Annotated in this window: 12 protein-coding genes and 3 tRNA genes; 7 read left to right on the forward strand and 8 right to left on the reverse strand. The window is 63.7% G+C overall.

Annotated features, from left to right (window positions below; all coding sequences use genetic code 11):
- Nucleotides 1-74: 74 nt before the first annotated feature.
- From V0Z78_RS14320 to V0Z78_RS14330, 3 genes are all read left to right on the forward strand, one after another.
- Nucleotides 75-147, forward strand: a tRNA-Asn gene (locus tag V0Z78_RS14320).
- A gap of 406 nt (nt 148-553) precedes the next feature.
- Nucleotides 554-628: transfer RNA gene (locus V0Z78_RS14325), tRNA-Ile, on the forward strand.
- A gap of 328 nt (nt 629-956) precedes the next feature.
- Nucleotides 957-1,199: a hypothetical protein gene (locus V0Z78_RS14330; protein WP_336345349.1), complete on the forward strand. Its 243-nt coding sequence runs from the start codon at nt 957-959 to the stop codon at nt 1,197-1,199.
- Nucleotides 1,200-1,218: 19 nt separating this feature from the next.
- Here the strand turns inward: V0Z78_RS14330 and V0Z78_RS14335 are convergent, their stop codons facing one another.
- The 4 genes from V0Z78_RS14335 to V0Z78_RS14350 all read right to left on the reverse strand — a co-directional run bounded on the left by V0Z78_RS14335 (nt 1,219) and on the right by V0Z78_RS14350 (nt 6,952).
- Nucleotides 1,219-2,307: an aminotransferase class I/II-fold pyridoxal phosphate-dependent enzyme gene (locus tag V0Z78_RS14335; RefSeq protein ID WP_336345350.1), complete on the reverse strand. Its 1,089-nt coding sequence runs from the start codon at nt 2,305-2,307 to the stop codon at nt 1,219-1,221.
- A 78-nt stretch (nt 2,308-2,385) separates the two neighbouring features.
- On the reverse strand, nt 2,386-3,411 hold the full coding sequence (locus V0Z78_RS14340) for a lipid II:glycine glycyltransferase FemX (protein ID WP_336345351.1): 1,026 nt from the start codon (nt 3,409-3,411) through the stop codon (nt 2,386-2,388).
- Entirely contained in the window at nt 3,408-5,021 is a 1,614-nt protein-coding gene (locus tag V0Z78_RS14345) for an alkaline phosphatase family protein (RefSeq protein WP_336345352.1), read from the reverse strand. Before V0Z78_RS14345 ends, V0Z78_RS14340 begins: the two co-directional genes overlap by 4 nt.
- Complete coding sequence (locus V0Z78_RS14350) at nt 5,018-6,952, reverse strand: asparagine synthase-related protein (protein ID WP_336345353.1); 1,935 nt, start codon at nt 6,950-6,952, stop codon at nt 5,018-5,020. The genes V0Z78_RS14345 and V0Z78_RS14350 overlap by 4 nt, the downstream gene beginning before the upstream one ends.
- 286 nt (nt 6,953-7,238) lie before the next feature.
- On the opposite strand from V0Z78_RS14350, the gene V0Z78_RS14355 reads away from it, so the two are divergent.
- Together V0Z78_RS14355 and V0Z78_RS14360 are read left to right on the forward strand one after the other, a co-directional pair.
- Nucleotides 7,239-7,312, forward strand: a tRNA-Phe gene (locus V0Z78_RS14355).
- A gap of 503 nt (nt 7,313-7,815) precedes the next feature.
- Complete coding sequence (locus V0Z78_RS14360; protein ID WP_336345354.1) at nt 7,816-7,950, forward strand: DUF7503 family protein; 135 nt, start codon at nt 7,816-7,818, stop codon at nt 7,948-7,950.
- On the opposite strand, the gene V0Z78_RS14365 is transcribed toward V0Z78_RS14360, so the two are convergent.
- Nucleotides 7,951-10,056 (reverse strand): hypothetical protein, encoded by a 2,106-nt coding sequence (locus V0Z78_RS14365; RefSeq protein ID WP_336345355.1) that lies wholly within the window; start codon nt 10,054-10,056, stop codon nt 7,951-7,953.
- 153 nt (nt 10,057-10,209) lie between these two features.
- On the opposite strand from V0Z78_RS14365, the gene V0Z78_RS14370 reads away from it, so the two are divergent.
- Nucleotides 10,210-10,929 (forward strand): DUF7504 family protein, encoded by a 720-nt coding sequence (locus V0Z78_RS14370; RefSeq protein WP_336345356.1) that lies wholly within the window; start codon nt 10,210-10,212, stop codon nt 10,927-10,929.
- 108 nt (nt 10,930-11,037) lie between these two features.
- Here V0Z78_RS14370 and artA read toward each other — a convergent pair whose 3' ends face one another.
- Entirely contained in the window at nt 11,038-11,943 is a 906-nt protein-coding gene (gene artA, locus V0Z78_RS14375) for an archaeosortase A (RefSeq protein WP_336345357.1), read from the reverse strand.
- Between the two features lie 362 nt (nt 11,944-12,305).
- Between artA and V0Z78_RS14380 the strand changes: the two genes are divergently transcribed.
- Nucleotides 12,306-13,232 (forward strand): PGF-CTERM sorting domain-containing protein, encoded by a 927-nt coding sequence (locus V0Z78_RS14380; RefSeq protein ID WP_336345358.1) that lies wholly within the window; start codon nt 12,306-12,308, stop codon nt 13,230-13,232.
- A gap of 187 nt (nt 13,233-13,419) precedes the next feature.
- Here V0Z78_RS14380 and V0Z78_RS14385 read toward each other — a convergent pair whose 3' ends face one another.
- Both V0Z78_RS14385 and V0Z78_RS14390 read right to left on the reverse strand, forming a co-directional pair.
- Nucleotides 13,420-13,563 carry a hypothetical protein gene (locus V0Z78_RS14385; protein WP_336345359.1) on the reverse strand — a complete coding sequence of 48 codons (144 nt, stop codon included), beginning with the start codon at nt 13,561-13,563 and terminating at the stop codon, nt 13,420-13,422.
- A 430-nt stretch (nt 13,564-13,993) separates the two neighbouring features.
- Nucleotides 13,994-16,285: a BGTF surface domain-containing protein gene (locus V0Z78_RS14390; protein ID WP_336345360.1), complete on the reverse strand. Its 2,292-nt coding sequence runs from the start codon at nt 16,283-16,285 to the stop codon at nt 13,994-13,996.
- Nucleotides 16,286-16,492 lie beyond the last annotated feature (207 nt).

Here is a 16,492-nt window from a genome sequence, read left to right on the forward strand (position 1 = left end):
GCCGTCGAAAGGGTATCGATGGGTGCCGGAGAAACGAAAGCCCTATGGGGGGACTGCGTTTAGGTAGCGGTGAAGCCGCCGTAGCTCAGTTGGTAGAGCACCTGGTTGTTACCCAGGTTGTCCCAGGTTCGAGCCCTGGCGGCGGCGCTTCTTCCGGCGCACAATGCGACGAGCAGAGCGAGGAGTCTGTGCGCCGGGGACGCATCCGGCAGGCGAGAGCAGACGAGTCGCAGCCTGCGAGCGAACGGGGTGAGCGAAGCAGGACCGTCTCGGCGTGTTCGAGCCCTGGCGGCGGCGTAAAATCCCTTGGATTTTACGGCTAACCAGAACGCGAGGCGTTCCGGTGACGGCGTGGATTTTGCCGAAATTCACGGGAGGCAGGACGTAGTCCTGTGACGGCGTCTTTTCCGATCCACTACCGCGGGAAGCCCCAGGCTTCGAACGTTCGGTTCCGAGGGAGATGTCGGTCCGCGACGGTGACCGGACGCGGGTTCGTCGGCGCGAGCACGCCATCCGGCAGAACTTAGTTCGGCCGTCCAGTACCCGAACTACGGGGCCCATATCTCAGTCTGGTTAGAGAGACCGGCTCATAACCGGTTCGTCCTTGGTTCAAATCCGAGTGGGCCCATTACCTCGTCGCGAACACACCCGTGAGCGATGAGTATTGACGCTCGACGGATTTGAAGTAGAGAACCGAGCGGAGCGAGGTTCGCGTGGTTCAAATCCGAGTGGGCCCATCTCTCACGGCGAGTACCCTCACGAGCCGTGAAATCAGTATTCAGGGGGTTTGGATCACGGAACGGGCGTCTCGCGAGCGGAGCGGCTCGAACGGCGGGCGGTAGTCCGGTTCACTCGAACGTCACGGCGATCCGAGCCCGTCCGTCGTCGCCCCGTCTTAATCCCCCTGTGCTGGCAGGGCGAGACGACTCCCCGACGAGGGCTCTGGTACCGTTACGATGATCGGATCACTCACGGTCGGTAAGAAGGCTGCCAAGTACGGATACAAAGCGTACGGCGTTCCGGGCGCGGCCATCGCCGGTGCCGGCGGCGCGATCGGTGTGGCCGTCGCGAAGAAGGGTGCCGAAGCCGTCATCGAGACCGATTCGGGGGCGACGATCGATACGATCGCCCCCGAGGAAGGAACCGAGATCGACGTCGTAGTCGAGGACGAGTTCGACGGTACTCCCGCCGACCGGTAGCCTCCGTCTTCGTCTCCGTTTATCGCCGTTTCTCTGGCACCAGCGGGCCCAGCCCCTTGAGATCCAAACCCTGGTGAACCGGGAGCGTGTGGAGGTGGGTGGCGAGGTAGTTCTCCGTCTCGAACTCCGCGTCGTCACTGATCTCGTGCGGCAGCGGCGGCCACGGTGCGCTGACTCCTTCGAGGGGGCCGAGGTCGTCCGGGTCGTCGACGAACACGGTGTAGTACTGCGGACAGACGCCATCGGGGAGTTGGGGAAACACCGGCTCGACGCCCTCGACGTCGCGGATCGCTCGGTCCCAGACCCGGTAGTTCGCTCGTCTGGCGGCGATCACGCGTTGGGGATCCGTCCGGTCGAACACCCGCAGTGCGAGTCGAGACATCGGTCCCTTCGCCTCCTCGTAGATCGATCGGGGATCCTCGCCACCGTCCGCCACCTTGTGATCGACCGCCGTACGCGGCCCGGGGATCCGATCCCGCAGCCATCGGATCGCGGACAGGGCCTCCCGTGCAACGGGGTAGCCGCTGACGGATCGACCGAGCGACCGTGCACAGTAGCGGTAGTCGTCGAGACCGTACCGACTTCGGACCTCCGAGCGCGTGAGGTCCGTCTCCGAGAGTGACTCGTTCGAGACGAACAACAGGGCGCCGTTCGGTACCGGAAGCAGTTTTCTGAGGCTCGTGATCCCGATGTCGCCGAGCGTTCCGAGCAGTCGACCCTCGCTCGTGCTCAGCGGAGCGTGGGCGTTGTCGTCGATCAGGAATGCGTCGTGTTGCTCACACAGCGTTCGCATCGTCGAGACGTCCTCGGGGGGTTGAGGATGCCCGAAGTAGTGTGTGAGCATGGCCGCGAGCGATTCCTCGTCGAGGAGTCGCTCGACGTCCTCGAGGTTCGGACGGAGCCGCCGATCACACCGGTAGTATCGGGGCTCGAGCCCGGCGTCTCGAAACGACTCGATGATCCCGTGTGGCAGATAGGCCGGGAGGACGACGTTGGTCGTCTCGGGTCGTTCGGCCAACAGCAGATCGAGACCGTCACGCACGGCGATCTTGCCGTAGCCGTAGAACGCGTACCGGGACGCGCCGTGCTCGGTCAGATACGAACGCATACCGTCGGTTCTCGGCCGTCTGAACACGGTACGGGCGGTGAGTCGAGGGTTTGAGCCGGGCATGAAGGGGAGGTGGGTTCAGCGGGGAAACGGGACGAGACTACGCAGACCGCGAACGGTGCTCACCGCCTCCGCGCGCGGGGAGCGCCTTCGTACGCCGTGATAGGCCGCAAGATCCGGCGCGAACTTCGACTTATACCGGCAGATCCGGCGCTGGTTCGCGCCCACGAAGTCGTAGCGCTCGATCCCGCGGGACTTCGCGTCCTCCATGATGTGCCAGTCGAGCAGGTCGTTGACCGGGATGTCGACGTCGCCCTTGGTGCCGCCCTGCCAACGGTAGATCGTGTCGTCGTGCTCGATGGCGACGATCCCGCCGGCCATCCCACCGTCGGTCGTATAGCAGGTGTACGGTTTGATCTGGTCGTCCGGAAACGTCTCGTACAGCCGAGTGACGTAATCGTCGTCGATGAAGTAGGGCGTGTCCTGGTCCTCGTGGCGCTCGCGGACGCGATCGATGATCTCCTTTGCCTCGTCGAGGCCGCCGATCTCGATCTCGTAGGCGTCCTCGTCGGTGTTGCGGACGTTCGAGCGTGCGTCGCTCGAGAGCGCCATCAGCAGGTCGTCCGTATCGGGGGTGAGGTCGGTGACGTACGTGTAGTAGGGTTCGACCTCGTAGCCCTTCTCCTTGAACGGTCGGTGATCGAGATACCGGTCCGTGTTTCGGATGTGGGTGAGGTCGGGTTCGAGGTTCGCCTCGATCCACTCGTGGCAGGTGTAGACGAACCGCCGGTTGCGCCGCTCGAGCTTGCGCTGTTTGAGCTGATGGGCGTCGAGCAGCGCCGCGCCGAGGTAGTAGACCTCGGTATGGGAGGGCGGGGTGACGACCAGCGTGAACGGTCCCTTCCGTTCCTCGAAGACGGGGAGGATGCCGACCGCCTGTTGGCCCTTGTACGCGACGAGCGGATGAAGCGTCGTGTCGGTGTGATCGGCGAGCAGTTCGAGTCCCGCTCGCTGATGGAACGGACCCGCCTCCTCCGAGCGGCTCACGTAGCTGTCCCACTGTTCGAGTTCGTCTCCTTCGGCACGTCGTACTGTGATGCTCATTCGTTACCCTCCAGATAACCGAGAGCCGACAGCCGGTCCTCGATCTCCTCGTCGTCGGTCTCTCGCACGCTCTCGTCCAGTTCGGGGTAGCCGTACTCCTCGGTGGCGTCGACCGCCGGGAGCACGTCGCCGTCCATCCGATCGCTTCTCGGCGCGCCGAGCGCGGCACAGATCGTCGGCGCGACGTCGAAGAGGTGTGCGTCCCCGAGGTCGGCGTCGGCGTCGACTCCCTCGCCCGAGATCGCGACGATCCCGTCGCGCTTGTGGTTCCACGGCTCGGACGGCGGACCGAACACCTCCCCCTTGAAGTCGGCCGAGAGGAACTGCTCGAACTCGTTGGGGACCATCACGACGTCGACGCTCTCGTCGGCGTGGGGCCCCCAGAAGTACTCCTCGCGCGGGCCGACGGCCTCGAACATCGCCTTCCCGTCCGGCGTCTCGACGTCGGAGAGCAGTTCGATCAGCTCCTCGCGGACCGACTCGTACTCCGACTGCGGGACGATCCCGTCGGGTTCGCGTCCCTCGACGTTCATCCGCAGTCCGAGTTCGATCCGTGAGCGCATGTACGCCGCCGACTCGGCGAAGTCGACCTGTTCGTTCCCCGCCCGTCGTGCGTTCGCGGGGATCACGCGCTTGACCAGCCCATCGAGGCCGGCCGCGCGGAGCGCCCTGCCGGCGCGGGCGGGCGTGATCCCGACTTGGGCGGCGGCGCCGATCGCCCTGCCCGCCAGCCCCGGCGAGGGCGCCTCGGCCTCGCCTCCCTGGCGGAGCTGGCTGTTCAACATCGGAAGCCAGGCGGGCATGCCCGACCCGCCGGTCATCGTCTCGACGTATCCCTCCTCGTCGAGGAACTCGTTGACGCGGAGTTCGTACTCGTCGTAGCGTCCCATCCCGTGATCGCTCGCGATGATCACGGTGTCGGGATCGCAGTCCTCGAGTAGCGTCCCGACCTCCTCGTCGACCGCCCGGTAGATCTCCTCGACGTAGTCCTGGCGGTCGGGGTTCTCGTGGAAGACGCTGTCGGTCTGTTGGAACTGAACGAATCCGAACTTGGGCTCGAACCGCTTGGCGAGATACCGGAACGCGGCCCCGCGCATCCGCACGAGGTCGACGTACTCGCCGGGCTGCTCGCGCTCCTCGTCGGGGTAGACGCGGTACTCGCCGATCTCCTCGCGGATCTCTGAGAGCAGACCCGTCGGATGACAGTCGGGGTTCTCGGGGGCCGTGTAGCCCGGCACCACTGCGCCGTCGATCTCCGGCGGCGGCGCCGTCACGGGGACGTTGACGACGACGCTGCTCATCTCCTGGTGGGTGAGCAGCTCCCAGAGAGCCGCCTCCCGGACGTGCGTCGCGTTGACGACGTCCCAGTCGTAGCCCTCGTAGGTGAGAAAGCCGAACACGCCGTGTTTGCCCGGGTTTGCGCCCGTATACAGCGATGGCCACGCGCTCGCGGTCCAGGGCGGGATCTGGGACTCGAGGGGGCCGCTCGCCCCGTCCTCGATGATCGACTCGATGTTCGGAAGCGCGTCCTTCTCGAACAGGGGATCGAGGATCGGTGCACAGGCGGCGTCGATCCCGATCAACAGCGTGTCTATCGACTCGTTACTCACCGCGGGCCCTCCGGCGGCGTGATTCGTTCCTGGTCGTCGATTCGGTCATCGTCGGTGTACATGGTGGCTATCTCTTCAGTTGTTGGCATCGTAAGTACGGTCAGAAGCGTATAGAGCTCCACGACGTTGTTCTCCCCGTCGAGGTGGTCTCGATAACAGTTGCGGACGTCCTCGAACTCGACGAACGGCAGTCGCTCGATCAGCTCCGCACGTGATTCGATCGCCTGCCAGTAGAAGTCGTCCCTCCGAATCAGCTCCGCGTCGTTGATCCATGACCCGTTGCTGAGGTGTGACTGCGGCGGGCTCTCCCCCATGGCGTGTTTCCGCCAGAGGGCGTAGAACGTGCGTCCGAGGTAGTCCACCGGAAACGAGTGATCGAGACTCAGTCCCGTGTGTGCGTGCGGGATCGACGCGAGCTTCGGATCGAGGCGTTGGATGGCGGCGTTGATGACGTTTCGTCGCAGACGATATCGGATCGGCATCCGAAGCGAGAGGTCCACGAGACGGTTGTCCAGAAACGGCGTCCGGTAGGGAAGCATGCTTCGGAGGCTGTTGCGGAAGATGATGTCGTCGTCGTTGGTCAGCGGGAAGTAGCCGCTGGTGTAGACGAGGTCGTCGATCGAGTCGTAGCGAACGCCGTGGTGAACGATCTCGTCGCCGTCGCGGTAGACGTTCTCCTCGAGCACCGTCCGGAGGTCGGTCGACAGCGGCAGGCTGTCGTCGCTCGGAGCGCTCTCGAGGAGCCAGTCGATGAACTCCGGAAGGCTGTCGATGCTCGACTCGATCGGCAGCGTGAGGTTGCCGATCGGGTCGAGCGAACACGACGGCGAGGGGACGGCATGGCCCTTGAACAGCGTGTCGGCGTACATCCCCGAGAGCAACACGTCGACCCGGGAGGTGATCTCCCGCTCGAACCCGCTCGCGTACCCCTGTGTGAACCAGCCGTTGAAGTTGTTGAACGCCCGGTTTCGATCGAGCGCGCTCGCCTGGTAGTTCGGGTCGCGTCTGAGGAAGACGAACTCGTTGCCCGACTCGATCGCCACCCGTTCCGCGGTGCGGGCCTCCCGGCTCATCCAGTCGGCCATGTGGAAGGCGGTCACGTTCGAACCGAGCGCTGCGAGGTTGAGACGGGAGTCGCTGCCGCCGCTGAGCAGCGCGCCGTACCGGAGGTCGTCGCGGCGCCACTCGTCGATCACCTGCTTGAATGTCCGCGTGAACTCGTCGGCGAACGCGTCGAAGGAGACCTCCTGCGGGCGGAACCGCGGCTGCCAGTAGCGTTCCGCGTCGATCGAGCCGTCCTCGAGATCGATCGTCGAGACCGTCGCCGGCTGGAGCTCCTCGATACCGGCAAGCGGTGTCTTCACGCCGAACGTCCGGCGATAGACCAGATACTCGTGGAGGTAGCCCAGATCGAACTCCGTCTCGACCTCCGGACGTCGCGCGACGTTGTCGATGTCGGTCGAGAACGCGACGCCGTCGTCCGTCCGGGTGTAGTAGACCGGGATCGACCCCAGTCGATCGGTGACGACCGATAGTTCGCCGGCCGCCTCGTCGTGAACGAGGACGACGCAGTTTCCGTTCAACCCGCCCACGAACTCCATGCCGTGGGACTCGTAGAGCTCCGCACAGTAGGCGGCGCTGTCGACGCTCTGAGGTCGGGGTCGGTGTCCGTCCGACCCGCCGATCGCCGTGTCGTCGAAGCCGTAGACCTCGCCGAGCACCCAAACGCGGACCGTCTGGTCGATGTCGACGGGCCGGCCGTCGCCGAGCAGCGGGTGGGTGACGAGTCGAACCGACAACGCCTCGTCCGTGAAGTCCGAGACGGCGTACTGACTCGAGCGGGAGGCGGTCCTCTCGGGGAGGTCGTGCCCGACTGCTCCGTGGACCCCAGTAAGCCGCCCGTCGTCCTCGCGACGCTCCTCGTCCCCCATACCACGTCGTGCATCGGGGAATGGGTTGAATCCTGCGGTCCGCTCACCTGACTCGAACCGCCGTCTCGCTCGCTTCATGCCGTCTTCCATGTCTCGCTATCGTCAGCCAGATTATTTATTTTTTCTGGCGTTATCACCCGAATATGATCGAAACCGGCCTTTACTTTTCGAGAAATGGGAGCCGTACGTATGAACTATTTGGACCGTCGACGTCGAGTCCGGTTGCGGAGTTCGGTGCCGGACGTTTCGAAATCCTTTTTTGACGGCTCGGCCTCGTCTCGAACGGGCCGCCTTAGCTCAGACTGGGAGAGCACTCGACTGAAGATCGAGCTGTCCCCGGTTCAAATCCGGGAGGCGGCATTCCGCACTGTCGTTTCTCGTTCTGTTCCCCAGCGACGTTCTCTTACTACGAGCGAACGTACCGATCGACCGACAGATCGATCGCTCTCTCATCCGAACGCCCGGTTCGGCGTCTGGCGTCGGAGAACCCGTTCCCGCCGACCGACGGAGACACGAGGAACTCCATCCGTACCTTGGTGCACACGTTCCCGAACGACCGATTTCGTATCCTATGATCGCCTGTGGGGTTCGAACCGGTCGTCAATCCTTCAGACGTGTCGATTCTACCGATGCCTCCGACGCGGAACTAAATAACTAATTTCAGACATAACAGCTATATGACTTCATTCCCATACATATGTATGACGATACGAGTCCTCGAATCCCTCTCCCTGCGTCCGTATTAGCCGTATCGATATCATAAACACTCTTTATTGCCTATTTGAAGTCAGTAAATTGACTATATTTAGTATCTATATTATTCGAATAATTTCATATTAGTGGGGCCCCTCGGACCAATTGCAATGTCGAACGACAGCATCAAAACGTACCTGGCGGATCACCCACGAATGACCGGCGTCCTCTTCACGACCCTGCTGTTGCTCTCACAGGCGGGCAACGCGGCGGCGGGCTGGGCTACGACGACGGCTGGCCCGTAGTCACAACGTTCCGACGTCGACGTACTGACTCCAACTCAGTTCATTGTTGATTTTGATGGGGAACTCGTCGAGTTGGAGGAAGTCGTGTAGTTCCTGTTCCGACAGTTCGAACGAACCTATGTGGCCCGAGTTGAGGTGATGGCAATCGTTGTCCGCGACTTGGGGAAATACCATGCTCCCCATCCCTTCGACATCGTTCACATATGTCTTGATCTTCACCGAGTATGAGCTCGACTCGGGGGTTATCTGACAAACCATCGGTGATCCGCTATTCGATTGTGTGATCGTCATTCCGCCGTCCCCAATGACGATGTAGTCCCCGCCCACGACGCTCGCGTCCTTGGCCACCTCGAGCGCCGCGCGCAGCGGGAACCCGGAGTTCAACAATCGGGCGAGGTCCGAACCGATCGTGACCGCGCCGGTGTTGACGACGTCGGTCAACGTAGCGATCCCGCCGATTGCCCCCCCGTCGATCAGCGCCATCCCCTGATCGTAGGACCGGCAGCCGTTCAGGAGGAAGGCGTCGACGCCGATCCGATCGAAACCCTCGGCGTCGAGTCGGCCGTCACGACAGACGAACCCGTCTGGTTCGACGTGACCGATGTAGTGGAGGAAGTCGGCGTCCGTCTCAAGGACGGTCGCGAGTTCGTCGGTCCGTAGGTCACGCCGAACGCGCACGTCGAAGGGCAGCTCCTCGCGTGAACCGTACACCGAGTCCACCAGTCCACGCTCCTCGTCCATCTCCCCGTCGTTGCACACCACGACGACCTCGATCTCTTCGGCCGACTGTTCGCGGGCGAGGCGGTTCCGGTACGCCTGCGGGATCGCCTTGCTCGCGCTCATCGGCGTCTCCTCGCCGACCCACGTCTGCTCGAGCGAGTCGGCCGTCTCGGGTTCGACGTACGCGTTCGCCGAGGATCGAGCGACCGCGTTTCCGCCGTTGCTCCGCGTCGGACTTCGAAGGAACCCCTCGACTGCGGCGGTCTCGGTCGGCGTGGCCGGCACTCGCTCGGCGGTCGGGGTCCGTATCACCGCCAGATCGTTCACCAGAAACGGGAGCATCTCCACGCTGTCGGCAGTGGGCGTGACGTGGGAGGTGAGTTTCCAGTCGGGGAACTCCGGTTCGATCGCCTCGTAGGGAATCTCCAGGTACGCCTCCAACTGCGACGCGAGCGGCCGATCGTAGAGGGTAGCGAAATCCAGATCCAGCACGTCCTCCAGCGCGCGTCGCTCGTGGAGGTCGATCGGGTAGAGGCCCTCGGTACGAATGAGACAGTCGAGGAAGAACGTCCTCTTCAGTACGCGTTCGACCTCGCGTTCGAACGCCTCGCCCGTCCCCAGCGGGTGGACGAGACCCGAGTCGGTGACGAGTCGGGCCTCCTCACCGGGTTCGACGGTCGCACCGAGGTAGTACGCGAGCGACGCGGCGGGATAGACGTAGCGGTACTCCGCCGGGAGCTCCAGACGGACTCCGGTCTCCGGTGGGGCGAACTCCTCGGGGATCTCGAGGTGATCGCCGCGTTCGATCGTCGGTGGATGGCCCCGCAGGGTGGGGTAGGACCGCTCGGGGCTCGTCGTTTTCAGCGCCGATCCCAGCGCGGAGACGGCGGCCATCACGTCCTTCGGATCGTCGGTCGTCGTGATCGTTCCGGCGGGTCGGTCGTGCTTCGAGCGCGCGCCTAACGTGACGCTCGTCGGCTCGGGAAACTCGATTCGCATCCCGTCGGCGTCCGCGGAGAGGGCTACGGCCGACTCCACACGTACGTAGAGTTTCAACGGCGCACAGAGTTCGAGACCGTACGTCCCGTCGGGAAACCGTTCGTCGGCGAACTGGCCCGTCTCGGCGATCATGTGGCCGTCGCCGTCGCGGACGTACACTGCGATCGCCGTCGGCAGTACGATTGCGTCCGTCTCGACGCTCACCGCGGCGTCGACCGGGAACCGGAACCGATCGGGGCTGCTCTCGACGGGCGTGTTCGCGCCCGACAGCAGCATCGAGTAGCGACGGCGTTCGACGGCGTCCACGACCTTGAGGGTGTCATCCTCCGACTCGAAGCGGATCGCCGTCGAATCCGTCACCGCCACCCGACCGATCGAGGGATCCATCGTGATGTTCTAGTTACTATCGATAGGAGACAAAAACCTATCGCTCCCGCTGTTGACACGACTCATCGTCGACCGTTGACGAACCCTCGCATGTCAGCTTTTATAGAGATCCGCAACGTTTATGTTTTCTTCCGTTAAGGATACAACGAGAGAATGCGTGACGAGGGCCGGGATTCGGCGCGATCGGCGTACGAGGAGACCACCGCACTGGTCCAGGAGCTCGACGAGCTCAAACAGCGTGGCTCCAACCTCTTGGTGGTGGGTTCGCGGATGCCTGGCGCCCACCGCGCGGCCTGCCGACAGTTTCTCGGCGAGGAGAGTACGGGGCCGCGGCGGCGGCTGTTCGCGCTGGCGAACCCCTGTACTCCGGTCACAGAGCGCACTCCGGAGACGGAACTCGAGCCGGACTCGCTTCGCGTCGTTCGGTACGCGGCCGCGAACCGAAGCACAGCGGCTGCACGACCCGCCGTCGAGCCGAGCGTCAACGAACCGAGCGTCGATGAGACGACGATCGAACACGACGACCTCGGTGAGTTCGGCCGGGCCGTCTCGCGGAGCATCGCCGAGTTCGAGGCCGCGAGCAGCGGGCTCTCCCCGGCGGAACTGCGCCTCTGTTTCGATTCGCTCACCCCGTTGCTCTCGGAGTACGAGCCCGAGACGATGTTCCGGTTCCTCCACCTACTCACTCACCGGGTCCGTTCGGTCGACGGGATGGGCCACTATCACCTCACTACCGACCGCAACACCCGAAGCGTCGCGCTGCTCGAACCGCTGTTCGACGCCGTCATCGAGCTCTGTCTGCACGACGGGTCGCTTCACCAGCGCTGGTGTCTCCGCGATAGCGGCTTGACGACCGGCTGGCTCCAGTTCTGACGGCGCTGGCGCTCGCGGCGAACGATCCCAGTCCAGCCCGCCTGTTCTCGAGAGCACGCTGACATTACTCCGCAGCGTTGCACCGCGGTCCCGCCGCGGAGCCGCGTCTCAGTCGTCCGCCGGCCTCGGCGGCTCGTCGCCGCGTTCCTCCTTACGGCCGACCAGTGCCGCGAGCTCCTCGACGATCACGAGCAGTTCCGGGAGCAGTTTGACGACGAGCCAGGCGATCCCCAGCAGCGCGAGGACCGCAAGCCCCTGGGCGAGGATCCGATCGGCGACGAAGAAGGAGACTCGAAGCGGGTTCTCCAGTCCGAACAGCCACATGACGGGGCCGACGAGCGCCGGGTGGTCGAACAGCTGGTGACCGATCGAGTAGGCGATGAACACGTTGCGCACGACGTTGAGCACCCAGATGATCGAGAGCGCGGCCGCGAGCGCGATTACGCGTCGCCGAAGCGGCGCCTGCACGGCGGCGATCAGTCCGCCGAAGATCGCCATGCTCCCGATCCCGGTACAGGCGAAGATGATCCGCGTGGAGTAGGTGCCGCCGCCGTCGAGTGCGAAGACGAACGTGTTCCTGAGCCCCTGTTCGTCGACCTCGAACGCCGGTGTCGAGCCGAGCAGCCGGAGGCCGGCGTACGTCTGGTTCGCCACCAACTCGATCAGCGTGTCGTGAAAGAACGCGATCGCCTCGAACGGCATGTAGATCAGCCCCATCACCCCGACCGCCCGCGAGAGCACGAGCAGCGAGTCGCGGCCCGCCGCGAGCCGACGGGCGACGTAGAGACAGGCCGGCACCGCCGCCACTGCGAGCACGGTCTGGACGATGCTTCGGTGCTCGATCGAGAAGAAGGGGATCATCAGCAGCCAGAACAGTCCGAACGCCGCCCACGCGACGGCGGTGATCGTGCGCGCCGCTGACCGGTCGCGCCAATCGGCCGCGATCCCCGTGACGAACAGCCCGACGACCACCCAGCCGAGGACGTCTGTCACCGGGGAGAGATCGGGCACCATAGCTCCGGAAGGGGGTGGCGTTGTAATATGTTTGTTGGGCTATCCGACGAAGATAGGCATCAGTCGTTGGAGTCGAGACGAACGAGTACCCGATCCGGTGGTTCGGAGCGTCGTCGGTAGGAGGATACCGTATGACTGACCGGTATCCGTCTACCCGGTATTAGACGGGTATTAACTATTACTTTACATATTATTTCTGTTATGTATGACGTGGAACAGCAGAAACGACGATGGACGTCTCGATACGACCTACCTTTTGCGGCGAGGTGAGTACTTCTGTTACCGAAGAGATACCCCGGAGCGGAACGCCGACCTTGAGTTCCCCTCGGTGAACGAACGCTTCCCGGACGACGGAGGCGTCTATGCGTAAATCGGTAGAAGGTGTTCTGCCGGTCGTCGTCGGGCTCCTCGTGGTGGTGAGCGCCATCTCCGCAACCGGCGTCGTCGCGGAACCCGGCGTGTCGGAAGAAGCATACGTTCAGGCGGCCCCCGAGAAGGGTGACGCCTACTTCGAGGCGCAAGCCAGCGACGGGAGCTGGATCAGCTACAAGAACCCGCGCGACGAGTACCGCAGTCCGTATCTCGGCGACGGATCGACGAAGATGTGCGTCGTGCTTCTCAACGAGGAGGGCGAGCCCATCGTCGGTGAAACCGTTCCGAACACGACGATCACGATCCCGACGGGGGACACGCTCAACTGGCACTCCTCGGCCGGCCCGATAACCGTGGAGTTGCCGCTGACCGAACACTACGATCGACCGCTGGACGCTGATCAGTTCGGGACGAGCGACCTCCCGCAGGGCGATGGCTATCTGGACTCTCACTGCTACGAGTTCCACGGCAATCCGGAGGACGCCACCGTCGAGTACGGCGAGGCTGAGGTCGACGGAGAGCACGCCGACCGGCTCGAGGTCGTCGGCTACATTCAGCACGCCCACAGCGCGTGGAACTCCGACATCGATCCGATCGCCGACGCTGAGTCCTACGAGGAGGCGGGCGGCGGCTGGACCTTCCGTCCCGACGGCTCGCACGGCCAGGTCGTCGTCGTCCTCCAGCTCGACTCGCCGGAGACGGCGTCCAACGGGAGCGACGGGGACGCATCCGGCGAAGCCGATGCCGACACGGCGGGCGCGACCGACGGAGCGGCGAACGAGTCCGACGGGAACGCCGATGACGAGGCGAACGCGGAGGCAGGTGCCGAACACGAGGTCGATGAGCAACCCGGCTTCGGCGTTCTCGTAACCGTCTTCGCGCTCTCGCTCGGCGTCCTCGCGAGAACGCGTCGCTGATCCGACGGTTCGATTCTCGTCCGCTCGTCTCGTTTCGACCTTCGGACGCGGGTTGGGAGGGAAGTCGGTCAGTGCGTTCGACGACGGTGAACGGTCAGAGAGCCCGAGGGTCGGAGCAAATCGGCGTCAGCGAGGGCGAACAGAAGCGCCTCGATACGACTCATCGCCGCCCGAATCTCGCCTCCCATCATTCTGCGTACTCGACGATGGCATCGTCAGTGGTCTCCAGTCCGAACCGATCGGCGTCGCGACTGTAGATCACGTCATGTGCAACACCACGAAACGCAGAAACGTACTCCTCGAGGACGTCGGCGTCGGCGAGGATCCGCATCGATCAGCCCGCATGGTCGCCGACCACCGCGTCCGATTCGCTCCGTTCGAGAAGCTCGCGGGTTCGCCGTTCGCTACCGTGTCGGATGGCGGCCTTCCGTTCGCGCTCGGCGGGCCCGTCACGGCGGCAGTAGTACGCGAGCGCGTGAAAGAGATCGAGCGTTGGGAGATACCGTGGGATCCTCGTCGGCGGCGACGAACCGCCGTTTCACGTCGAGCACGGTGTTCGCGAGCGCTCGATCCGCGGATCGCCGGATCAGGTCCTCTCGTCGCGAACGGCCTCGGTCCTGCGGGTCGTATCGCTACAAACGTCTGCGTCGTACGACGGTGATCCGAGCGTTCGTTCCTCGCCGTCGCTCGACGGTCGGGTACCAAAAAAACCGCATCGCAGGGGTCCGGGCGGTCCGGATGTTCGTAGGGGAGGGACGTGCTTACTGGCGTCGGAGCGCGATGCCCGCGGCGGCCAGGAGCGCGATCAGGGCGACTGCGATGCCGAAGCCGGGCTGCTCGTCAGCGGGCGAGCCGGGCTGCTCGTCATCGTTGTTGTCGTCCTTCTTCTCGTCGCTCTTCTTCTCGTCCTTCTTGTCGTCCTTCTGCTCGTCGTCCTTCTTGTCGTCCTCGTTGGCCTTCTCGTTGTAGTCGACGTCCTCCTCACCGAGGGTCAGCGTGACCTCGTCGGGGGTCTGGTCGTCGACGGTGAGCTTGCCGTTGGCCTCGACGCCGTCGTACGAGGCGTTGACCTTGTACTCGCCGTGGGCGAGTTCGAGGGTCGCCTTGCCGTCGTCGTCGGTGGTGGCGCTCTGGTCGCCGACGGTGATCTCCGCGCCGGAGACCGCGTTGCCGTCAGCGTCCTCGACGTTCACGACCACCGAGTGGCGGTCGCCGTCAGCGGACTCGGTCAGGATCGCGTTGACCTGAGCCTGAACGTCTCTGTCGTTCTGGTCGGTCATCGTCACGGTGAACTCCTGATCGGCCTGGTGCTCGCTCAGGTCGAACTCGGCCTCAACGGAGCCGTCCTCCTGGACCTCGACCGTCTGGCTCATGAGGAACGGGTCCTCGCCGGTGGCACGAAGCTGGACTCGGACGTCCGTACCGGGTGCCGCGTTCGACTCACCGGTGATGACGGCTTCCTCATCGTTGGGGACCAGCAGCTGATCCTCCTTGTTGAAGTCGCCGGTGACCTCGATCATCCGCTCGACGATGCTGAACTCGGCGTTCACCGAGTCAGCGTCGAAGTAGTCCGAGCCATCCTCTTCGAGAGTGAGCTCGTACTCCTCACCCGCTTCCATGTCATCCGTGTTCAGGATAACGAAGAAGCGGTCGTTCTCGGGATCCTCGACGAGATCGTAGTCGCTCTCGGCGAGCTGGCTACCATCGTCGTACTGGTCGTTGGTCTGCTCGAGCACGAAGTTGAAGTGGTCCTCGAACTGACCGACGTCGATGGCTCCGAAGACACCCGAGGCCTCGAAGGCGAAGACGATCGTGTCTCCCTCCGCAACCTCGTTACCCTCGCTCGTCGCGTTGGTGATGTCCTCGATGGAGCTGTCACCATCGAGACCAGCGTCGCTCGGTGCGATGCCCGTCGTCACGTCGTCAATCGAGCCCTCGGTCAGGAAGAGGGCCGAGACGTCGACTTCCTCGCGGCTGTCGCCCTCACCCACGTGGAGCTGAAGGTCGAAGTCCGCGGGGAGCAGGCGCGATTCGTCCGTGTTGTCGGTGATCAGTTGCTCGTCGTTTTCGTCGACGGCGATGTTCACGGTGTCGTCGCTGTCATCAGCCGTGTCGAAGGCAGCGTCATTGTCCTCGCCAGCGAGGTACGTGTTGAAGTACACGGTGACCTCGCCGTCGCCGTCAACGTCGTTGACGTCGAGGGTGACGTTGTAGTTGTCGTCCTGCTCGATCAGCTCGACCTGAGCCGAGTCGGTGTTCTCCATGTCGACGGTGAACTCGACGATGTCACCGGCTTCCTCGGAGTAGGTCGACTGGTCGAACTCGGCGCTGGCGCCGCTGCTCTCGTTCACTTCGATCGTGGCGGTGTCCGATGCGTCGGTGTCCGCGACGTCGAAGTTGAACTCGTACTCGCCGGGTTCGAGCTCGCTGAGGTTCGCGCTGAAGTCACCGCGATCCTCGATGACGACGTAGTCATCGTGGACCGAGACGACGTCCTCACCGAAGATCGTCTGCAGATCCTCGCCATTGAGGCCGTCAGCGCTGACTTCGGTCTGGAAGCTCGCGCGCTCGGAGTCGATGGTCAGCGTGACATCGGAGGCTGCGTCCGATCCCTCGACCACCTGCTCCTCATCGAACTCGGCGCTGAGGGTCTGGACTCGAAGGTCGAAGGTGACATTGTTCTCACCCTCACCGTCAAGAGTGTAGGAATCTGCATCGAGGTCACTGGTGTCGATCGTCAGTTCCTCGGTTGCATCGGCACCTGCCGAGATCTGGTACTCGCGGATCCAGTCGCCATCCTCGTTGAAGAGGTCGACGGTGGTGTCCGCATCTACAGTGCCATCAGTTGTTTCGGCGAGATCGCCGTACTGTACGAGTGCCGTCTGCCCCTGATAGAGTCGGTCTCCGTCCTCAATCGATACCTCGGATTGAGGGTTGTGGGCCGCCGCCGCCGCCCCCGCGAAGGAGACGGACATGGCGAACACGGAGAGGACCATCAGGGCGGCAAGGAACACCGCACGTCCCTTGTCGCGTCGTGTGTGTGTTTGCTTCATGGTTGTTTCGTGTGACGTCGCGTTCTCGCCGTGGAGGACCCGCGTAGGCACCGATACGACGATACTGGCTCCGTCTTCTGGGTAGGGGTACTCTGATCCAGACGCAGGCCTATAATAAGCTTTGTGAAAACTTACAAAATAAAACATTTCTAGCGCCCTAATCAAGGTGGCGCGGCGTGTCGGTTCCGGACGAGCACGAGGAGAAAA

This window comes from Halalkalicoccus sp. CG83, from assembly GCF_037081715.1.
GTDB lineage: Archaea > Halobacteriota > Halobacteria > Halobacteriales > Halalkalicoccaceae > Halalkalicoccus > Halalkalicoccus ordinarius.